At 72.4% G+C, this 19,026-nt stretch carries 16 protein-coding genes; 10 read left to right on the top strand and 6 right to left on the bottom strand.

Going from position 1 to position 19,026, the window contains the following annotated elements:
* Positions 1–136 precede the first annotated feature (136 nt).
* Positions 137–1,411: a dicarboxylate/amino acid:cation symporter gene (locus ACZ6X9_RS21615; RefSeq protein WP_469779647.1), complete on the top strand. Its 1,275-nt coding sequence runs from the start codon at positions 137–139 to the stop codon at positions 1,409–1,411.
* 196 nt (positions 1,412–1,607) lie between these two features.
* On the opposite strand, the gene ACZ6X9_RS21610 is transcribed toward ACZ6X9_RS21615, so the two are convergent.
* On the bottom strand, positions 1,608–2,093 hold the full coding sequence (locus ACZ6X9_RS21610) for an NUDIX domain-containing protein (protein WP_469779581.1): 486 nt from the start codon (positions 2,091–2,093) through the stop codon (positions 1,608–1,610).
* A 111-nt stretch (positions 2,094–2,204) separates the two neighbouring features.
* Here ACZ6X9_RS21610 and ACZ6X9_RS21605 point away from each other — a divergent pair, with 111 nt between their 5' ends.
* The 3 genes from ACZ6X9_RS21605 to ACZ6X9_RS21595 all read left to right on the top strand — a co-directional run bounded on the left by ACZ6X9_RS21605 (position 2,205) and on the right by ACZ6X9_RS21595 (position 5,076).
* Positions 2,205–3,407 carry a helix-turn-helix domain-containing protein gene (locus ACZ6X9_RS21605; RefSeq protein ID WP_469779580.1) on the top strand — a complete coding sequence of 401 codons (1,203 nt, stop codon included), beginning with the start codon at positions 2,205–2,207 and terminating at the stop codon, positions 3,405–3,407.
* Between the two features lie 140 nt (positions 3,408–3,547).
* Complete coding sequence (locus ACZ6X9_RS21600; RefSeq protein WP_469779579.1) at positions 3,548–4,069, top strand: ATP-binding protein; 522 nt, start codon at positions 3,548–3,550, stop codon at positions 4,067–4,069.
* 335 nt (positions 4,070–4,404) lie between these two features.
* Positions 4,405–5,076, top strand: a complete 672-nt coding sequence (locus tag ACZ6X9_RS21595) for a TetR/AcrR family transcriptional regulator (protein ID WP_469779578.1) — start codon at positions 4,405–4,407, stop codon at positions 5,074–5,076.
* Between the two features lie 10 nt (positions 5,077–5,086).
* Here the strand turns inward: ACZ6X9_RS21595 and ACZ6X9_RS21590 are convergent, their stop codons facing one another.
* The gene (locus tag ACZ6X9_RS21590) at positions 5,087–6,307 is read right to left on the bottom strand and encodes a lipase family protein (RefSeq protein ID WP_469779646.1); all 1,221 of its coding nucleotides are present in this window, start codon (positions 6,305–6,307) and stop codon (positions 5,087–5,089) included.
* 277 nt (positions 6,308–6,584) lie between these two features.
* Positions 6,585–7,709: an AraC family transcriptional regulator gene (locus ACZ6X9_RS21585; protein ID WP_469779577.1), complete on the bottom strand. Its 1,125-nt coding sequence runs from the start codon at positions 7,707–7,709 to the stop codon at positions 6,585–6,587.
* Positions 7,710–7,908: 199 nt separating this feature from the next.
* On the opposite strand from ACZ6X9_RS21585, the gene ACZ6X9_RS21580 reads away from it, so the two are divergent.
* A complete protein-coding gene (locus ACZ6X9_RS21580) occupies positions 7,909–9,720 on the top strand; it encodes an AMP-dependent synthetase/ligase (protein ID WP_469779576.1) in 1,812 nt (603 codons plus the stop codon).
* 288 nt (positions 9,721–10,008) lie between these two features.
* Here the strand turns inward: ACZ6X9_RS21580 and ACZ6X9_RS21575 are convergent, their stop codons facing one another.
* The gene (locus ACZ6X9_RS21575) at positions 10,009–10,212 is read right to left on the bottom strand and encodes a cold-shock protein (RefSeq protein ID WP_004943697.1); all 204 of its coding nucleotides are present in this window, start codon (positions 10,210–10,212) and stop codon (positions 10,009–10,011) included.
* Positions 10,213–10,666: 454 nt separating this feature from the next.
* Between ACZ6X9_RS21575 and ACZ6X9_RS21570 the strand changes: the two genes are divergently transcribed.
* Entirely contained in the window at positions 10,667–11,479 is an 813-nt protein-coding gene (locus ACZ6X9_RS21570) for a menaquinone biosynthetic enzyme MqnA/MqnD family protein (protein WP_469779645.1), read from the top strand.
* A gap of 123 nt (positions 11,480–11,602) precedes the next feature.
* Here ACZ6X9_RS21570 and ACZ6X9_RS21565 read toward each other — a convergent pair whose 3' ends face one another.
* Positions 11,603–12,697, bottom strand: a complete 1,095-nt coding sequence (locus ACZ6X9_RS21565; protein WP_469779575.1) for an alpha/beta hydrolase — start codon at positions 12,695–12,697, stop codon at positions 11,603–11,605.
* A gap of 112 nt (positions 12,698–12,809) precedes the next feature.
* Positions 12,810–13,802, bottom strand: a complete 993-nt coding sequence (locus ACZ6X9_RS21560) for an alpha/beta hydrolase (RefSeq protein ID WP_469779644.1) — start codon at positions 13,800–13,802, stop codon at positions 12,810–12,812.
* A gap of 290 nt (positions 13,803–14,092) precedes the next feature.
* On the opposite strand from ACZ6X9_RS21560, the gene ACZ6X9_RS21555 reads away from it, so the two are divergent.
* From ACZ6X9_RS21555 to ACZ6X9_RS21540, 4 genes are all read left to right on the top strand, one after another.
* Positions 14,093–16,141 carry a serine/threonine-protein kinase gene (locus ACZ6X9_RS21555; protein WP_469779574.1) on the top strand — a complete coding sequence of 683 codons (2,049 nt, stop codon included), beginning with the start codon at positions 14,093–14,095 and terminating at the stop codon, positions 16,139–16,141.
* Positions 16,142–16,220: 79 nt separating this feature from the next.
* Positions 16,221–17,432, top strand: coding sequence for a cyclic dehypoxanthinyl futalosine synthase (gene mqnC / locus ACZ6X9_RS21550; protein WP_469779573.1), 1,212 nt, complete (start codon positions 16,221–16,223; stop codon positions 17,430–17,432).
* A 14-nt stretch (positions 17,433–17,446) separates the two neighbouring features.
* A complete protein-coding gene (locus ACZ6X9_RS21545) occupies positions 17,447–18,100 on the top strand; it encodes an amidohydrolase family protein (protein WP_469779572.1) in 654 nt (217 codons plus the stop codon).
* A 90-nt stretch (positions 18,101–18,190) separates the two neighbouring features.
* Complete coding sequence (locus ACZ6X9_RS21540; RefSeq protein ID WP_469779571.1) at positions 18,191–18,823, top strand: Uma2 family endonuclease; 633 nt, start codon at positions 18,191–18,193, stop codon at positions 18,821–18,823.
* Positions 18,824–19,026: the final 203 nt, after the last annotated feature.

The following is a 19,026-nucleotide window of genomic DNA, read 5'->3' as shown; positions in this document are numbered from 1 at the left end:
TCCCGGCGCCTCGCGCCCTTTTCTCAACCCCCGCCTGACCCCGGAGTTTCCGTTGTCATCGACGCCCCCTTCGTCCGCGCCGTCCCCCGCGACCCCGCCCACCGGGGTCCGCGCCGCCCGCGGCCGCATACCCAAGGTGCCCTTCTGGGCGCAGATCCTGCTCGGCCTCGCCCTCGGCGCCCTGCTCGGCTGGGCGGCCCGCAGCGGCGACATCGGCTGGCTCCAGACCACGCTCGACAAGATCGGTGACATCTTCGTCCAGTTGCTCATGGTCGTGGTGGCCCCGCTGGTCTTCTTCGCCATCCTGGTCTCGATCACCAACCTGCGGAACGTCTCCAACGCCGCGCGACTGGCGACCCGGACCCTCCTCTGGTTCATGATCACCTCGCTGATCGCCGTCTCCATCGGCCTGGCGATCGGCCTGCTCACGGACCCCGGCTCCGGCACCGGCCTCACGGCCGCCGACGGCGGCGACCCGAAGAAGAAGGGCTCCTGGCTCGACTTCCTCACCGGGATCGTCCCCACCGACGTCGTCACGCCGTTCACCCAACTGAACGTGCTCCAGATCGTCTTCATGGCCGCCGTCGCCGGTATCGCCGTCCTCCAGGTCGGCGAGAAGGCCCGGCCGCTGCTCACCCTGAGCGAGTCCGTCCTGGAGCTCCTCCAGAAGGTGCTGTGGTGGGTCATCCGGCTCGCCCCGCTCGGCAGCCTCGGCCTCGTCGGCAAGGCCGTCTACAAGTACGGCTGGGACCTGATCGGCAAGTACGCGACCTTCACCGCGGACATCTACGTCGGCTGCGCCATCGTCCTCTTCGGCGTCTACCCGCTGCTGCTCGCCACGGTCGCCAAGGTCAACCCGCTGCAGTTCTTCAAGGGCGCCTGGCCCGCGATCCAGCTCGCCTTCGTCTCCCGCTCCTCGGTCGGCACCATGCCGCTCACCCAGCGGGTCACCGAGCGGCTGGGCGTGCCGAAGGAGTACACGTCGTTCGCCGTGCCGTTCGGCTCCACGACGAAGATGGACGGCTGCGCCTCCATCTACCCGGCCATCGCCGCCATCTTCGTGGCCCAGGTTTTCGACGTGCCGCTGGAGGTGCGTGACTACCTGCTGATCGCCTTCGTCTCGGTCATCGGCTCGGCCGCGACCGCCGGTCTCACCGGTGCGACGGTGATGCTCACCCTGACCCTGTCGACGCTGGGCCTGCCGATGGCGGGCGTGGGCCTGCTCCTCGCGATCGACCCGATCGTCGACATGATCCGCACCGCGACCAACGTCGCCGGCCAGTCCGTCGTCCCGATCATCGTCGCCTCCCGCGAGGGCATCCTCGACCGCGAGGCCTACGCCACGGCCGATGGCTCCAGGCTGGAGGACGAGCCGGAGCGCGAGCTGACGGCGGTGCCGGCCGCGGCCTGACCCCGACCGTTCCGCCCGTACCGTTCCGGTGGTGCCCCGGACCCCCCGTGGGGTCCGGGGCACCGGTGCGTCCGGGGGCGCTCCTCCCGGGAGTACGGCGCCCACCGGGGGGCTTGCGCGCTGCCGGCCGAGGCGAGGCACGCCGAGGCACGGCGAGGCACGGAGGCCCGCCTCCGGCGGACCGGGGCGCGGATCCCTACGACGCGGGCGGCGTCGCTCCGTGCTCCAGGTACCGGAACTCCGCCTCATCGTGCGCGGCGACGGCCTGGCGGACGCGGCGGGCCAGGCGCGGGATCAGCAGGCCGTCGATCGCGTCGCGCGGCTGGAAGCGGGCCTCCAGGAGCTCACCGGACGCGGGCCGGACGGCCTCGCGCAGGTGGCGGTCCAGCAGCCCGCCGTCGAAGACGAACAGCACCTTGTCGCCCTCCGCGGGGCCGGGAGCCCAGTCCACGACGAGGAGAGGGCCGATGGGCGGGGCGATGCCCAACTCCTCGGCCACTTCGCGCCGGCAGGCGGCGAGGGGCGACTCGCCGGTCTCGACGTAGCCGCCCGGGATCTCCCACTTGGGCTTGTACGAGGGGCGGACCAGCAACACCCGGCCCTCGTCGTCGAAGAAGAGCGCTCCCGCGGCCATCCGTGGGTGCGCCATGCGCTTCTCGTGCTCGTTCTCCGGCTCGGGCATGCGGCCGAGACTACTCAGGCCGGCTCCCGCGCCGTACGCCGTGCTCTGTCGTTGCACAGGGAGGCGCCCGAGACCGGGGGCGCCTCACCGGGAGGGGTGGCGATGCGGGGCATGACGGATCACAGGGCGTTCGGCGCGCGGGTGCGCTTCTACCGCGAGCGACGCCGTCTCACCCAGCGGGAGTTGGGGGCACTGCTCAGCCGGTCCGAGGACTGGGTCTACCGGGTGGAGTCCGGACGCATCCCGGTGAACAACGTCAGGATGTTGATGGATCTCGCCGAGGCGCTGCGCGTCCACCTGGAGGACCTGGGCGGCTCGCCGGCCCTCCTGGACGACAGGGACGGGCACCGGGGGAGCGTCCCGGCCATCCGGGCCGCCCTGATGCGGTCGCGGCGGCTGTCCGGCTCGCTCTTCGACGACCGCGAGCCCCCGCGCGCGGAACGGGTGGCGGCCGAGGTGGCGCGCGCCTGGGAGCTGTACCAGGCGTCGGAGTACGCCCGGCTGGGAGCCGTTCTCCCGGGTCTGTTGGCCGATGCCCGACTGGGCGTGCACGCCTGCCCGGCCGGGCGGGAGAGCGAGGTGGCGCGGCGGGGCTTCGCCTTGGCGTGCCACGTGGCAGCCGTGTACCTGCGGAAACTGGGCGAGACCAATCTCGCCTGGACCGCGGTCGATCAGGGGGATGTGGCTGCGAGCAGCACGGACGATCCTTCGGTGGTCCTCGCTCTGCGCCGGGGCGTTGCCCACGTTCAGTTGGGAGCCGGGCTTGTCGAGGAGGCGGCGCGCGTCACGCTCGATGCCGCCGCGGACCTCGACCCCGGCTGGTGGCGCGGCACACCGGTGGCCCTTTCCGTCTACGGGACGCTGTTTCTGAACGGTGGCGTGGCCGCGGCGCGTATGCGGAACCGCGCGCTCACGGACGAGATGCTGGCGAAGGCCCAGGAAGCCGCTGATCTGCTGGGCGGGGACCGGAACGAGATGTGGACCTCGTTCGGGCCCGCCAACGTCGGCATCCACCGTCTGGCGACGGCCTTGGAATTCCAGGACGTCTCCTCGGCACTGGAGATGGCCCCCAAGGTGCGGGCGTTCGGACTGCCGGTCGAGCGGCGGGCACGCATGCGCCTCGATGTGGCGCGTGCGTACGGTGAGGCGGGCCGGACCGACGAGGCGGTCGACCACCTCAAGCGCGCCTACCGCACCGCGCCGGAGCAGATGCGGGTGCACGAGTTCGCCCGCGACCTGGCACGGCGGTTGCGCAAACGGACGCGACGGCGCGACGCGCTGGAACTGGCCGTCCGGTTGGGGGTGGCGCGCTAGCGGTCGCAGGCCGACGCGAAGCCGCCCCCCGGTTCGGAATTATCTTCCGGGTCGTCCTTCGTACCGCCCTCTAACGTCGCTGCCTCGTAAGCCGGTGACGTCGGAGGTCAGCGATGGGACACACGCGGGCAGGGCATGGGGTGAACGGCGCGCGAGAGCGCGCGTACCTCGGCGAGATCGCGGTCGCACCCGACAAACGCTTCCGAGAGGTGTCCCTCGACGTCGACGTTCCGGGCGCGGTGCGGACCGCCCGCGTCATCACGGCCGCCACGCTGGCCGACTGGGGCTTGGAGGCTTGGGCGGACGACGCGGCGCTGGTCGTGTCCGAGCTGGTCGGCAACGTGGTGAACCATGCGGCGCCGGACGGGCCTTCCGCGCGGTCCGGAGCCTCTCGGCGGGCGCGCCTCGCCTGCTTCGCCTGGCCGGGGTGGCTGCTTGTCGGCGTCAGCGACGGGGACTCGAGTCCGCCGTTCCTTCCGGTGGGGGACGTCTTCCCGACGGTCGGGGCTCAGGGCTTGTCGGAAGCGGAGGTTCCGGACGGCGGACGGGGGTTGCTGATCGTCCAACGGCTGACGGACGCGCTCTGGTGGACGCCCCGGGAGGGGGGAGGGAAGACCGTGTTCTGCCGCTTTGACCTGGCGCCGGAACGGGCGCGGGCCTGATCGGGTGGGAGCGAAACGTGACGCACCGTCGGATGTTTCGGCAGTTGGACGCGGTGGCGCGGGCGCGGAGGGTGTCCGCACGGGTGGGGCGGGAGGTGTCGGGGTTGCGCCGGGGTGGGGCGGGGGAGTGGGCGGTGCGGCCTGATGGTCTCCCTTGACGGGTGCGGGCGCGTGATATTACCTGCCGGTACGGTAACGGAGGCGGAGGGATGCTTGATGTGACCACTGCGACCAGTGCGACCGGTGCGACCACCGCACAGGCTGACGCTGCCAGGAGCCGGGCCGCCGCGCGGGCGCCCGGGGCGGGCCGGCGGGAGAAGCCGAGGGTTCGGCGGATGCCCCGGGAGGTGCGGGAGCGGCAGATGATCGACGCCGCGGTGCGGGTGTTCGCCCGCTGCGGCTACAGCGCCGCGTCGATGGACGAGATCGCCGAACTCGCCGGTGCGTCCAAGCCGTTGGTGTACCTGTACCTCAACTCGAAGGAGGAGCTGTTCGGGACCTGTATCCGGCGTGAGGCGGAGGCGCTGCTCGGTGCCGTGCGGTCCGCCGTCGTGCCGCACACCCCGGCGGACCGCCGGCTCTGGGACGGGCTGCGCGCCTTCTTCGCGCACACCGCCGCGCACCCGGAGGGGTGGTCGGTGCTCAGTTGCCGGGCACGTACGCACGGGGAGCCGTTCGACCGGGTGGTGGCCGAGTTGCGCGAGGAGATCGTGGAGGTCGTCGCGCGGCTGATCGAGGAGGCCGCCGAGGGGGCTGCCGAGGAGGCCGCGGGGGCGGGGGCGGGCCGGGCGGTGCTGAACGGGCGGGAGGTCACCGGTCTCGCGCACGCCCTGGTCGGCGCCGCCGAGTCGCTCGCCGGGTGGGCCAACGGGCCCGCAGGCGCCGCCCCCTCGGCCAAGGAGGCGGCGGAGACGCTCATGAACGTGGCGTGGGTGGGGCTGGAGAACCTGGTGAGTGGGCGGCGGTGGCGGGCGGTGGGCGTCGGTGAGGTGGTGACGTCCGTCTGATGCTGTCGCGTCAGGCGCAGTTGCCCCGGTCCGGGTGGTCGGCGAAACGTTCCGCCAGCCAGTTCGCCGCCGGGATCGCCTGGACGACCGCGCCGCCGACGTGTTCCGTCAGGGGCAGGGACGTCCAGCGGACGTCGGCGCCGCGGGCGCACCAGTCGGCGCGCAGGCGCTGTCCCAGGTCGTAGGGGATCAGCTCGTCGATCGCCCCGTGGTAGAGGTACACGGGGCGGTCGGGGGCGCGCGTGCCGAGGTCGGAGGAGCGGAGGGCGCGCTGCCAGTCCGCTTCGTAGAGCGGGTTGCGGACGGTGACGTCGGAGATCTTCTTGAAGAGGCCGGCGACCACGTTCGCGGCGACGCAGTTCTCCTTGAGGAAGCGCAGGTAGCCGCGGCCGCGGTCGTTGAGGTAGTCGTCCAGGCGCAGTTCGGGGTAGGCGGCGTTCTGGCCGGCCGCCGCCATGAGGATCAGGCCGGCGCCTATGCCGCCGTTGTTGTAGTCCGCCGTCCGCAGGAGGTCGGAGGGGACGCCGCCGGTGGCCGTGCCCTTCACGTTCAGCTCGGGCGCGTAGGCGGCGCGCAGTTCCGCGGCCCAGGACGTGGCCTGGCCGCCCTGTGAGTACCCCATGATGCCGACGGGCGCGTTCGCGGACAGACCCGCCTCGGGCAGGCGCAGGGCCGCGCGTGCCGCGTCGAGGACGGCGTGGCCCGCGGAGCGGCCGACGACGTAGGTGTGGTCGCCCTCGGTGCCCAGGCCCTCGTAGTCGGTCACCGCGACGGCCCAGCCGCGGGCGGTCAGCAACTGGATGAGGTTGGCCTCGACCGTCGTCCCGCGCGGGAAACCGGCGGAGGGGGCGCACTGGTCGCCCAGGCCGACGGTGCCCACCGCGTAGGTGATCAGGGGGCGGGGGCCGGTTCTGCCGTCACGGGGGACGATCACCGTGCCGGAGACGGTGTTCGGGGTGCCCTTGGCCGTGGTCGAGCGGTAGGTGATGCGCCAGGCGCGGGTGGGGGTCGGCTGGGCGGGGAGGGGGTGGAAGGTGGTGGGGGTGGAGGTGAGGATGTCGCCCGGGGCGGATTGGGTGAGTGCGGTCTGCGTGAGAGGTGTGGGGGGCGTGGGGGGTGTGGCTTGGGCGGGCGGGCCTGTGAGGGTGAGGGTCGCGGTGAGGGCCGCTGCCGCGGTGAGGGCGGTCAGGGCGCGTCGGCGTACGTGGCGTGGGTGTTGTGTGTGGCGTATGCGGTGCACAGTGGGCTCCCAACTGCCGTGTGGTGTGCGGTGGTTGGGCGCACGGTAGTGACCGACTGGTAAGTACGGGGCTGATCGGAGTGCTCAGGTTTGCGGGCTTGGGTGCTCGGGCCGCCTGGCGGCGGCTGTTTCCCGGCCTTTGGTGGCGGTCGGACGTGCGGGGGCTTGTGCCGGCTTCGCCGGCGGTGATTGCCCCTGCCCCCTCCCTTTCACCCCTTCCTGGGCGGGCGCGCCCCCGCACCCCCGAGCGCGCCTGTGGCGCGCGTCCTCAAACGCCGGACGGGCCGGGTGGCGGGTGGTGATCGGGAGGAGAGGTGCCCCTGCGGTACGCCCCCGGTGTCGTGCCCGTCCAGCGGCGGAAGGCGCGGTGGAAGGCGGTGTCCTCGGAGAAGCCCAGGCGGGACGCCAGTTCCGTGGCCGGTTCGTGGCCGGTGGCGAGGGCGGTCAGGGCCGCGTCGCGGCGTACCTGGTCCTTGAGCCGGCGGTACGAGGTGCCCTCGGCGGCGAGGCGGCGGCGCAGGGTGGCGGGGCTGACCGCCAGGCGGGCCGCCGTTTCGGAGGCCTCGGGGAGCCGGGGCCGGCGGTGGCCGCCGCGGAGCGCCGCGGTCAGGGTGCGGCGGACCTGTTCGGCGACGGTCGTGCCGTAGTCGCGGCGGAGCAGCAGGTCGGCGGGGGCGCGGCGGAGGAGGCCGGTCAGGGCGGCCTCGTCGCGCAGGACCGGCGCGGACAGCCAGTGCCGGGCGAAGCCGGCGCCGGTGCCGCGGGCGCCGAACCGCACCGGGCAGCCGAACATCCGCTCGTACTCCGCCGCGTACGGCGGCGCCGGATAGGCGAATTCCGCCCACCGCAGGACGATGCGCCGACCGATGAGCCAGCTCGCCAGCCGGTGCCAGATCACCAGCGCGCATTCGGCGAGAAAGTGCCCTTCCGGCAGACGGCGGACGTCGTCCCGGAGGGTGAACACGGCTTCGTCCGTCCCCCGTTCGAGTGCCAGGTCGGGGCCGGCGGGGAAGAGGCCGTAGAAGCGGACGGCCCGGTCGACGGCCGCGCCGAGGTCGGGGCAGCCGACGCACGCGTGGCACATCATCGCGAACGTGCCGGGCCGGCTGGGCGCCGCCGCCAGGGCCAGGAACTCGTCCCGGGTCGCCCGCCGTACCGCCCGGACCAGTTGAGTGAACTGCTCGGGCGTCACCCGGGCCCGGTCGTCGCCCGGCAGCAGCGGCGGGATGCGGGCGGCCTGGAGCAGCGGGACGGGGTCGTGGCCGAGGCGGACCGCGCCGCCGAGGGCGGCCCGGACGAAGTGCGTGCCGACGATCCGCGCCTCGGCCGGGGGAGGGGGTGCGAGAAGCGACGGAGTGAGGAACGGGGTGGTGTGGGGCGGGAGTTCACGCATGAGGGCATGGTGCGCCGAGCGGTACGGCCTGGGGTGCCGAGCGTTCCGGTCAATCCCCGGGCGTCCCGGCGTGCGTAGGGTTCCCGAGCGCCGGGCGTGCGGGCGGCGCGTGGGGGAGCGACCGGGCGTACGAGCGCCGGGGAGGCGTCCCGGCCCGCTCCCCGGTCGTCCGAGCACCAGCCCGACCAGCGGAGGTGCCATGCCCGACCGACCGAGCACCCTGGCCCGGTTCGCCGAGTGGACGGCGGACCGCTACGCCGGCCGCCCCGCCCTCCGCTTCGCCGCGCCGGACGGCGGCGCCTGGACGGAGGTCGGCTACGAGCAACTGCGCGGGACCGTGCGGACCGTCGGGTGCGCCCTGCTCGCCCTCGGCGTACGGCCCGGCGACCGGGTGGCCGTCCTCGCCCGTACCCGGCCCGAGTGGACGTACGTCCAGCTCGCGGCGCTCGCCGCAGGGGCCGTGGTGGTGCCCGTCTATCCGACGGCCGGGGACGAGGAGCTCACCTGGGTGCTGTCCGACTCCGGGGCGAGCGTGGCCGTCGCCGAGGACGCGGCGCAGGCGGCCCGGATCGCCGCGCTCCGGGGGCGGCTGCCCGGGTTGCGGCACGTCGTCGTCATGGAGGACGGCGAGGCAAGTGAGGGGGACGGGGTTTCGCTGGGCGGGCTCGCGGCCGCCGCCACCACCGTTTCCGTCGCCGAGCTGCTCACCCGTGCCGAACGGGTGACCACCTCCGACCTCTGCGGCATCATCTACACCTCCGGCACCACCGGCCTCCCGAAGGGCTGCCGGCTCACCCACGGCAACCTCGTCGCGGCCCACGACGCGACCGCCGAAATGATCGTGTACGAGCCCGGCGACAGCACGTTCCTCTACCTCCCCCTGGCGCACCTGCTGGCGCAGCTCGTGCAGTTCGGCACGCTGTTGCGGGGCGCGACGCTCTGCTACCACGGCGGCCGGAACGAGGACATCGTCGCCGGGCTGGCCGCGACGCGGCCGACGCACCTGCCGTCGGTGCCGCGCCTGTTCGAGAAGGTGCACGGCATGGCGCTGGGCCTCGCCGACGCCGAGGGGCCCGACGGGCGGGAGCGGCTCGCGGCGGCCGTGCGGACGGGCCTCGCGGTCGCCGCCCTGCGCGAGCGCGGGGAAGAGCCGGGCGGGCCGCTGCGCGCCGCCTGGGAGGCCGCGGAGGAGCGGGTGTTCGCCCCGGTGCGGGAGGTCTTCGGCGGGCGACTGCGCTGGGCGCTGACCGGTGCCGCGCCCATCGCCCCGGACGCCCTGGACTTCCTGCGCGCCTGCGGAGTCCTGGTGCACGAGGGGTACGGGATGACCGAGACGGCCGGGGTGGTCTCGCTGAACAGGCCGGGGGCGTACCGGCCGGGCTCGGTCGGCCGGCCGGTCCCCGGGTGTGAGGTGAGGATCGCGCCGGACGGCGAGATCCTCGTCCGGGGGCCGGGGGTCTTCGCCGGCTATCACCGCGACCCGGCCGCGACCGCCGCGGTGCTGGACGCCGACGGCCGGCTGCACACCGGGGACCTCGGGGCGCTGGACGCCGACGGGTTCCTCACGGTCACCGGCCGGAAAAAGGACCTCGTCATCACGTCGAGCGGCAAGAACATCACGCCCGCCCTCCCCGAGGCCGCCCTGCGGGAGTCCCGCTGGATCTCCCACGCGGTGCTGGTCGGCGACCGCCGCCCGTACCCCGTCGCGCTGCTCACCCTGGACGCCGCCGAGATCGCGGGCTGGGCGGCCCGGGAGGGCGTCGACCTGGGCCCCGACGGGCCGGAGCGGCACCCGGCCGTGCGGCGGCTGTGCCAGGAGGCGGTGGACGCGGTGAACGCCCGCTCGGCCGGACCCGCCAGGATCCGGGCGTTCGCGATCCTGCCGGGCGATTTCGGGGTGGAGAGCGGGGAGCTGACGCCGACCCTCAAACTGCGCCGTTCGGTAATCCTCGAACGGCACGCCGGTGAAATCGACGCGCTGTACGAGGCCTGTGTGAATGTACGAAGTTAAGAAAGCGTTAAACAAACACCATGGGTGACGTCCGGGGGAGGCGCCAGGGTGATTTGTGGCGGGACGGACGCGTCGGGCGGGGGAAATGCGGAAATCCCGATCACCGGGCGTCACCCGGGGCGGGAGCGGCCCGGGTGACGCATGGTCCGGGAGTGAAGTGCGGCGCGGGGGCGCAAAGGCAGGAACCCCGCCCCGCCGTCGAAACGGCGGGGCAGGGTTCCTTGGTGGTGCTGTGTATCGACCGCGACCGGTCGGTCACCGCGCGCCGGCCCGGAGGCCGGCCCCGTGTTACGCGGGGGTGACGTTCTCGGCCTGCGGGCCCTTCGGGCCCTGGGTGACGTCGAAGGTCACCGCCTGGTTCTCCTCGAGGGAGCGGAAGCCGGAGGCGTTGATCGCGGAGTAGTGGACGAAGACATCGGGGCCCCCGCCGTCCTGGGCGATGAAGCCAAAGCCCTTTTCAGCGTTGAACCACTTCACGGTTCCGGTAGCCATAAAGCCCTCCTTGGGCCCAAAGGGTTGCCCTGCTCCAGAACCTGCGAGAAGTCCTAAAACGACGAAAGCCTGCGGGTTACATGCTCCGCAGGCTCTGTACTGCAAGGGAAACCAAACTGCAACTTGCGGTGAGCGTAGCACGGAGCCTTCTTGTCGCGGAAGAGTTGTAGATCACGCTCAAGGTGGGTTTTCGGTCCGCCAAAGGAGGAAAAGCTCGTCCGTCGGGCGCGACCTCGTCGGCACCCCCGGGCGGGTGGCCCGGAGGCCGCGGGGCTAGCCTCCGGATGTGGACAATTCAGCATCCGACGCACCAGCCCCCGACGCCTCGGCCGCGCCCGCACCGGCAGCCGGCGCACCCGCAGCGGAAGCCCCGGAACCGCGGTCTCCGGAGTCCTGTCCTCCGGATGACGCCTGCTCCGTCCCGAAGCGGCGCGTCCGCCCCCGCGTCGGCCACATCCAGTTCCTGAACTGTCTGCCCCTCTACTGGGGACTCGCCCGGACCGGGGCGCTGCTCGACCTGGACCTGACCAAGGACACCCCCGAACGGCTCAGCGAGGCGATCATCCGGGGGGACCTCGACATCGGCCCGGTGACCCTCGTCGAGTTCCTGCGCCACGCGGACGAGCTGGTCGCGATGCCGGAGATAGCGGTCGGCTGCGACGGCCCGGTGATGTCCTGCATGCTCGTCTCGCAGGTGCCGCTGAAGGAGCTCGACGGGGCGCGCGTCGCCCTCGGCTCCACCTCCCGCACCTCCGTGCGCCTCGCGCAGCTTCTGCTCGCCGAGCAGGTCGGGGTGCGGCCGGAGTACTTCACCTGCCCGCCCGACCTGAGTCTGATGATGCGCGAGGCGGACGCCGCCGTGCTCATCGGCGACCCCGCGCTGCGCGCCTCGCTGCACTACGCGCCCAAGCTGGGCCTGGAGGTCCACGACCTGGGGCAGATGTGGAAGGAGTGGACGGGCCTGCCGTTCGTCTTCGCGGTGTGGGCCGTGCGCCGCGACTACCTGGCCCGTGAGCCGGAGACCGTCCGCGACGTGCACCGGGCGTTCCTGGCCTCCCGGGACCTGTCCCTGGAGGAGGTGGGCAAGGTCGCGGAGCAGGCGGCGCGCTGGGAGGCGTTCGACGCGGAGCTGCTGGAACGCTACTTCACCACGCTCGACTTCCGGTTCGGCCCCCGGCAACTGGAAGGCGTCACGGAGTTCGCCCGCCGCACCGGGCCGACCACCGGCTTCCCCGCCGACGTCCGGGTGGAACTGCTGGAGCCCTGACCCCTTGGGGGAGGGGTCCGGGGCTCCATGCTCTCGGGGGGCGGCGGGCCGTAGCCGGGGCCCGGCCGCGCTCCCGGCCGGGCCCCCGATCCGTACGGCCTCGATCCGTACGGCCCCGGCCCCTCAGGCCACGGGTCCCTGCATGTGCTCGCTGATCCACTGGATCAGGCCGCCGGACTCCATGTTCGGCACATACGTCTTGGCGTTGTGCTCGCCGCCCTGGATGACGTGGTACTTCGTCTTCACCGGCCCCTTGTTGCCGTACTTGGCGACGAAGGCGTCGATCGGCGGCTTGACCGGCTCGTTCCCGCCGACCTGGAGGCCCAGGTAGACGTCCGGGCCGCCCTTGGCGATCAGCCGCTGGGCGAGGACCTTGGAGTTGTTGTCCGCGCGCTCCTTCTCGTGGCCCCGCCACAGGAGGGAGTCGGGCACGATGTCCGGTCCCGACGCGATGACGGCCTTGAACTTGTCCGGCTTCTGGAGGACGGCCTTCAGGCCGGCGGTGCCGCCGGTGGAGGAGCCCATGAACGCCCAGCCGTCGCGGGACTTGATCGTCCGGAAGTTCTCCTTGATCAACTGTGGGACGTCCTCGGTGAGCCAGGTGCCCATCTTCGGCTGGCCGGGGATGTCACTGCCGTCCCAGTAGCGGCCGGGCGTCTTGTCCCCGGGCTTGTCGTGGTTCTCGGGGTTGAGGACCGGCATGGCGATGATGAAGGGCAGGCTCTTGCCCTCCTTCGCCCACTTCTGAACGGAGTCCTCCAGCTTGAGGTCGGCGCCCATCCAGTAGTTGTTGGGGAACCCCGCGCCGCCCGGCAGCGCGATCAGCACCGGGAAGCCGCTGTGCAGGTACTTCGGGTCCTTGTACTCCTCGGGTGCCCAGACCCAGACCTTGCCCGTGAACCCGGACTTCTTCCCGTGGTACGTGGTGACGGCGATCTTGCTGCCGTCCTGCACGGTGCCGGAGATCGTGAAGTCGGCCTTGGGGCCGGTCGGCATCAGCGCCTTCGAGCCGGGCTTCCCCCCGCCGTTCTTCCCTCCGGACCCGTCGTCGAAGGAGATCGGGTCGCCCTTGTCGGAGAAGACGTCGAAGTAGTCGAGCACCGGATAGGCGATCGCGCCGAGCACGGCTATGCACACCGCGACCAGGAACCAGCGCTTCGCCCGCGTGGCCCTGCGGTGACCCCGCGACTGGTAGGCGCCGTTGGCTGAGTTGCTCATCCTGTCCCTCTGGTCCCTCTGGACGTTTCTGCTGTCCCGAAGGACATGGCGGTCTGTTCCGTACGGGCCGGGCGCGGCGTGGCCGCGGGGCCCGGGGGCCCCGCGGCGTGGATCAGGAGGTCGCCCCGACCGGTCCCGAGATGTGTTCGCTGATCCACTTCATGCTGCCCTCGTCCATCCCCTTCACATAGGACTTGGCGTTGTGGGAACCGCCCTGGATGACCTGGAGACGGGTGTGGATGGGGCCCTTGTTGCCGTAGGTGGCGATGTACTTGTCGACCTTCGCCTTCACGGTCCCTTCCAGGGTGCCGTACTGGAAGGCGAGGTAGACGTCCGGGCCGCCCTTGGCGATCAGCTTCTTGGAGAGGAGCTCGGGGTTGTTCGCGTCCTTCTCCTTCTGGTGGCCGTTCCAGAGCTGCGAGTCGGGGACGATGTCAGGGCCCGACGCGATGACGGCCTTGAACTTGTCCGGGTGCTTCAGCACGGCCTTCAGGCCCGCGAAACCGCCGGTGGACGAGCCCATGAACGCCCAGCCGTCGCGGGACTTGATCGTCCGGAAGTTCTCCTTGATCAACTGCGGGACGTCCTCGGTGAGCCAGGTGCCCATCTTCGGCTGGCCGGGGATGTCACTGCCGTCCCAGTAGAGCGGGTCGGCGTTCCGGGGGTTGAGGACGGGCATCGCGATGATGAAGGGCTTGCCCGTGCCCTCCGCGGACCACTTGGCGACGCTCGACTCCAGGCCGAGGTCGGTGCCCATCCAGTAGTTCATGGGGAAGCCGGGGCCGCCGGGGAGGGCGATCAGCACCGGGAAGCCGCTGGTCTTGTACTTCTTGTCGAAGTACTGCTTCGGCGCCCAGACCCAGACCTTGCCGGTGAAGTCGGACTTCTTGCCGTGGTACGTCACCACGCCGATCTCGGTGCCGTCGCTCAGGGTGTTGGCGTTCTTGAACGGGGCCTTCGGGCCCGTCGCCATCGAGACCTTGGAGTCGGCCGGCTGGGCCGCGGGCTTCCCGCCGCCGTTCCCCCCGGCCTGACCGCCGTCCCCCGGAACGTCCTGACCGAAGCTGACCGGCTCGCCCTTCCGGGAGAAGGGGCCGATCTCCATGTATTTCAGGACACCGGTGGTTATCAGGCCGAGGACGGCTATGGAAGCCACCACTATGATCCAGCGTTTCCGGCCGGAGGCCCGCCGGCGGCTCTGGCCCCGGTAGGGCCCGTTCGAGTGCGTCATCGCGTCGCTCCGGACGATTCTGCTGCCCCGAAGGACATGACGGTTTGTTCCGACCTAGTGGATGGGCAAACCCGGGAGGCGGGTTCCTGGGACAGGCCATGAATTGAGTCATAGGCTGAAAATCAGGGGCGGACGGCCCCTCCTGGGGGGAGGCGAAGGTCCCGATGCGGCCGTTGCTGGAGGAAGATCCGCGCGTCGTCGGTCCGTACCGGCTGCTGGGGGTGCTCGGCGCCGGCGGCATGGGCCGCGTCTACGTGGGCCGCACCGCCGGCGGGCGGACGGTGGCGGTGAAGGTCGTACACCCGCGGCTCGCCCTCGACGAGGAATTCCGCTCGCGGTTCCGCCGCGAGGTGGAGACGGCGCGGCGGGTCGGCGGCGCCTGGACCGCGCCGGTCCTGGACGCGGACCCGGACGCGCCGGTGCCCTGGGTGGTGACCGGGTACGTGGCCGGGCCCTCGCTGGCCCAGGCGGTCGCCGACGTCGGGCCGCTGCCCGAACCGGCCGTCCGCGCGGTGGGCGCCGGGCTGGCCGAGGCGCTGGCCGCCGTGCACGCGCTGGGTCTCGTCCACCGGGACGTCAAACCCTCCAACGTGCTGCTGCCGCTCGACGGTCCGCGGCTGATCGACTTCGGCATCGCCCGGGCCATGGACGGCACGACCTCGCTCACCGCCACCGGTGTCGTGATCGGCTCGTCCGGTTACATGGCGCCCGAGCAGGTGCTGGGCCGGCCGCTGACCGGGGCGGCCGACGTCTTCTCGCTCGGCGCGGTCCTGGCCTTCGCCGCCGGGGGCGGTCCGCCGTTCCCCGGCGAGCACCACGCGTCGATCAACTACCGGGTGGTCCACGGTGATCCGGAACTCGCCGCGGTGCCGGCCGGCGAGCTCCGCGAGCTGGTCTCGGCCTGCCTCGCCAAGGACCCGGGCGACCGTCCCGCCCCCGGGGACCTCCTGCGCCGGCTCACCGGCGGCCGCCCGGCGGGCGCCCTCGTCGGGCCGGGCTGGCTGCCCGCACCACTGGTGGAGCAGGTGAGCCGGCAGGCGGTGGAGCTGTTGGGGCTGGAGGGGTGGGAGGGGGAAGCGGGGGCGGCACGGGCGGCTGGGGGTGATGGGGAGCCCGGTGGTTTCGGTGCACCCGGTGGGTCCAGTGGGTCCGGTTCGTCAGGTGGCTCCGGTGCGTCCAGTGGATCCGGTGGGGCGGGAGGCTCCGGTGGGTCCGTTCCGACCGGCGCCTTCGGGCCCGCGCTCGGCTACGCGCCGACGGAGTGGGACGGCGGTGCGACGCCGGCGGGGAACGGACACGGTTCGGGCGGCAGGGGCCGCGCCTCCGACCCGCCGTCCGGCCCGTCCTCCGGCCCGTCCGGCGGACCCCTCGCCGGGCCCTCCGGCGCGTCCTCCTCGGGGTCCGGGCCCGGCTCCTACGAGGAGTGGCCCGGCGGCCCGATCCCCGTACGGGACGGCAACGGGCCGGGCACGGCCTACGGCTTCCGCGAGGGCCCGGCGACGGGGACCGGGGCGGGGCCGGGCGCGTACGGCCCCGGCGGCGGCCCGTACGACGCCTCCGTCCCGTACGACCCCTCCGGGGCGAAGACCTACGGCGGGCCGGGCGCGGGCCCGTACAGCGACCGGGGCCCCTACGGGGACCGGGGGGCCGCGCCGGGCGGGAAGGCGGCACCGGCGAAGCGGAGCGCCCGGCGCCGGGCCCTGCTGTTCGGGCTGCCGGCGGTCGGGGCGGTGGTGATCGTCCTCGCCGTGCTGCTGGGGCTCGGCGCGTGGCCGTTCGACGGGGACGGCGGGAAGGACCGGGCCCACAGCGGCGGGGCGAAGGGAAACGGTCACGCGGCGTCCGGGAAGAACGGGCTGGTGCCCGGGGGGTTCGTGGGGACCTGGACCGGGGGGATCGTGCAGAGCAACGGATTCCCCAACGGCTCGCTGGTCAGCGTCATCAGCCAGGGCGGCGAGGGCGACTACGTGGTCCGGAACACGTACGACCTGGTGGGACTGGCGCAGTGCCACGGGAAGGCGAAACTCAGGTCCGTCAGCGCCACGAGGATCACGCTCGTGGAGGAGGACGACGGGGTCAACGGCGGTCTGTGCACCAAGACCAAGGGGACGGTCCTCGTCTACACCCTCACTCCGGACGGCAAACTCACCTACGCCTCCGACGACGCGAGGGGCGGCTCGCCCACCGCCACCCTCACCCGCTCCGGTGGGTGAGCCCGGCCGCCCCCGGGCCTGTCGGACCCCTGGCGTAGGCTGGTTCGGTCTTGATGAACCCCCTCCGAAGGGACGCACGGTGACAGAGCACGCCGACCTCTCGCCCTCTGAGATCGCAGCCGTCCTCGACCGCGCCGCCGCCGGCGGCCGGATCACTCCGGAGGAGGCGCTCGTCCTCTACCGGTCCGCTCCGCTGCACGCGCTGGGCGCTGCCGCCGACGCCGTGCGCCGCCGTCGGTACGCGGGTACGGAGCACATCGCGACGTACATCATCGAGCGCAACATCAACTACACGAACTCGTGCGTCACCGCGTGCAAGTTCTGCGCCTTCTACGCCCCGCCGAAGAGCGACAAGGTCTGGACGCGGCCCCTCGACGACATCCTGCGCCGCTGCGCGGAGACCGTGGAACTGGGTGGCACGCAGATCATGTTCCAGGGCGGGCACCACCCGGAGTACGGGGTGGAGTACTACGAGGAGCACTTCTCCGCGATCAAGAAGGCGTTCCCGCAGCTCGTCATCCACTCGCTGGGCGCGTCCGAGGTCGACCACATGGCGCGGATCTCGGGCGTCTCCGCCGAGGAGGCGATCCGCCGCATCCACGCCGCCGGCCTGGACTCGTTCGCGGGCGCCGGTGCCGAGCTGCTGCCCGAGCGGCCGCGGAAGGCCATCGCGCCGCTGAAGGAGTCGGGCGAGCGCTGGCTGGAGATCATGGAGATCGCCCACAACCTGGGCGTCGAGTCGACCTCCACCATGCTGATGGGCACCGGCGAGACCAACGCCGAGCGGATCGAGCACCTGCGGATGATCCGTGACGTGCAGGACCGCACGGGCGGCTTCCGCGCGTTCATCCCGTACACCTACCAGCCCGAGAACAACCACCTGAAGGGCCGGACGCAGGCGACGATCTTCGAGTACCTGCGCATGATCGCCATCGCGCGGCTGTTCCTCGACAACGTCGCCCACATCCAGGGCTCCTGGCTGACGACGGGCAAGGAGGTCGGCCAGTTGTCGCTGCACTACGGCGCGGACGACCTGGGCTCGATCATGCTGGAGGAGAACGTCGTCTCGTCGGCGGGCGCCAAGCACCGCTCGAACCGGCAGGAGATCATCGACCTGATCCGCAAGGCGGGCCGCGTCCCCGCGCAGCGGACGACGACGTACGAGCACATCGTGGTCCACGACGACCCGGCGAACGACCCCGTCGACGACCGCGTCGTCTCCCACCTCTCCTCCACGGCGATCGAGGGCGGCACGGCCCACCCGGAGCTCAAGCTCGTCGCCGCCGACTGAGGCGGGGCCTTCCGGTGCTGACGATCCACGCGGCCGGGCTGCTGCTGACCGGCGCCCCCGGGGCGGCGCCCGTGCCCGGCGGCGCGGTCCTCGTCGACGGCGGGGCCGTCGCGGCCCTCGGCCCGCTCGACGAGGTGACGGCGGCGTACCCGGGCGCGCGCGTACGCCGCTGGCCGGGCGTCCTGACGCCCGGCCTCCGGCAGTGGCACGGCCTGTGGCTGCTGACCCGCGCCTACCACCCGGACCCGCGCGAGTACGACGAACTCGGCGACCGCCCGCTGACCGGCGACCGCCTCACGGCCCTGGACATGCCGGAGTCCCGCAGGTCGGGCAGTGTCCGGCGGGGCCTCCAGCGCATGCTGCGCTACGGCACGACGGCGGTCGGCGGCCCCTTCCGCGACACGGTGGTCCGCACGGCCGTGGCCCGCTCCGGCCTGCGGGAGGTCCCGTCGAACCTGGCCCCCGGCATCACCGCCGCGCCGCCGGACCTCGACCCGTTCCGCACCGCGTCCGCACTGGCCGAGGTGATCCCCGGCCCCCTGACCGTCGGCGGCCGCGCCGACCTGGCCGCGTTCGACGTCCCGGACGAGGCGGGTCTCGTGGCGGCAGGGGCGGGTACGTGTGTGGCGACGGTGCTGGGCGGCCGGCTGGTCTACCGGGGCGCCTGAGGGCGGCGCGGTGCGCCCCGCTCATCACATCGGGTGACGGTACCGTCGTATTCAGGACCGCGGTCCGCACGCGCGTCCACACTCGCGTTCATGGGAGCAGTGATGATCGCAGAACGGCTGGAGCAGGCCGCCGAGCCGGACAAGGCCACTCCTGAGAACTGGATGTTCCCGCCGGAGAACGGATGGACGGTGGACCAGGTGGAGGACCTGGAGCTGCCGTTCGACTGGGAGCTCGTGGACGGAGTGATCGTGGTCAGGGGGAGGCCCTCGGCATGGCACAACGTGGTTCGTTCCAACATCAAGCAGCAATTGAAAGGGTGCGTGACCGGGCACTACGCGGCCTTGGACGAGCAATGTGTCCTGATCGATGAGCAGAACCCTCCGGTTCCCGACGTAGTCGTGTTCGACAGGAGAGGGTGGGACGTCTTTCAGTCGAAGCACCTGCCGGCGGAAAAGGCGGTCCTCGTCGTCGAGGTGGTCTCCCCCGGCTCCCGCCAGGACGACCGCGTTCGCAAACCCGCCCTCTACGCCTCCGCCGGGGTGAAGAACTACTGGCGCGTCGAGCGCGGCGAGGACGGGATGCCGGAGGTGCACGAGTTCTGGCTGCACAAGGAGACCGGGCAGTACGTCTCCGCGCCCGATCGGCCGGTGCACACCGGCAAGCTGGAGACCGACCGGCCGTTCCCCGTCGTCATCGACCTGGCGAGCCTGGTCGAGCTCTGAGGGCGGCGCCGCCGTCAAGGATGCGTAGCGGGCGGCGGCGGAAGCGTCAGCAGTCCGTCAAGGAGAACCATCCCTTCCGCTTTCTTCGGCAGAGTGATCGACGCGGGCCGGCCGCTCCGGTCGTCCGCGGTGCGGAATGGAGGGCCCTGCCGTGTGCGGCGGGCCGTGAGAGCGTGTGCCATCGGTGCGGGACGGCGGCCGTC

Source organism: Streptomyces sp. NPDC052910 (genome assembly GCF_055585605.1).
Note: the sequence above shows the minus strand (reverse complement) of the source record. Positions and strands in the feature narration are given on the sequence as shown.

Excerpts from the sequence above, each read along its gene's own strand:
- ACZ6X9_RS21610 (WP_469779581.1), bottom strand. The coding sequence starts at position 2,093 with ATGCCCGAGCCGGAGAACGAGCACGAGAAGCGCATGGCGCACCCACGG.
- ACZ6X9_RS21605 (WP_469779580.1), top strand. The coding sequence starts at position 2,205 with ATGACGGATCACAGGGCGTTCGGCGCGCGGGTGCGCTTCTACCGCGAG.
- ACZ6X9_RS21595 (WP_469779578.1), top strand. The coding sequence starts at position 4,405 with ATGCCCCGGGAGGTGCGGGAGCGGCAGATGATCGACGCCGCGGTGCGG.
- ACZ6X9_RS21585 (WP_469779577.1), bottom strand. The coding sequence starts at position 7,709 with ATGCGTGAACTCCCGCCCCACACCACCCCGTTCCTCACTCCGTCGCTT.
- ACZ6X9_RS21580 (WP_469779576.1), top strand. The coding sequence starts at position 7,909 with ATGCCCGACCGACCGAGCACCCTGGCCCGGTTCGCCGAGTGGACGGCG.
- ACZ6X9_RS21575 (WP_004943697.1), bottom strand. The coding sequence starts at position 10,212 with ATGGCTACCGGAACCGTGAAGTGGTTCAACGCTGAAAAGGGCTTTGGC.
- ACZ6X9_RS21565 (WP_469779575.1), bottom strand. The coding sequence starts at position 12,697 with ATGAGCAACTCAGCCAACGGCGCCTACCAGTCGCGGGGTCACCGCAGG.
- ACZ6X9_RS21560 (WP_469779644.1), bottom strand. The coding sequence starts at position 13,802 with ATGGAGATCGGCCCCTTCTCCCGGAAGGGCGAGCCGGTCAGCTTCGGT.
- ACZ6X9_RS21555 (WP_469779574.1), top strand. The coding sequence starts at position 14,093 with ATGCGGCCGTTGCTGGAGGAAGATCCGCGCGTCGTCGGTCCGTACCGG.
- ACZ6X9_RS21540 (WP_469779571.1), top strand. The coding sequence starts at position 18,191 with ATGGGAGCAGTGATGATCGCAGAACGGCTGGAGCAGGCCGCCGAGCCG.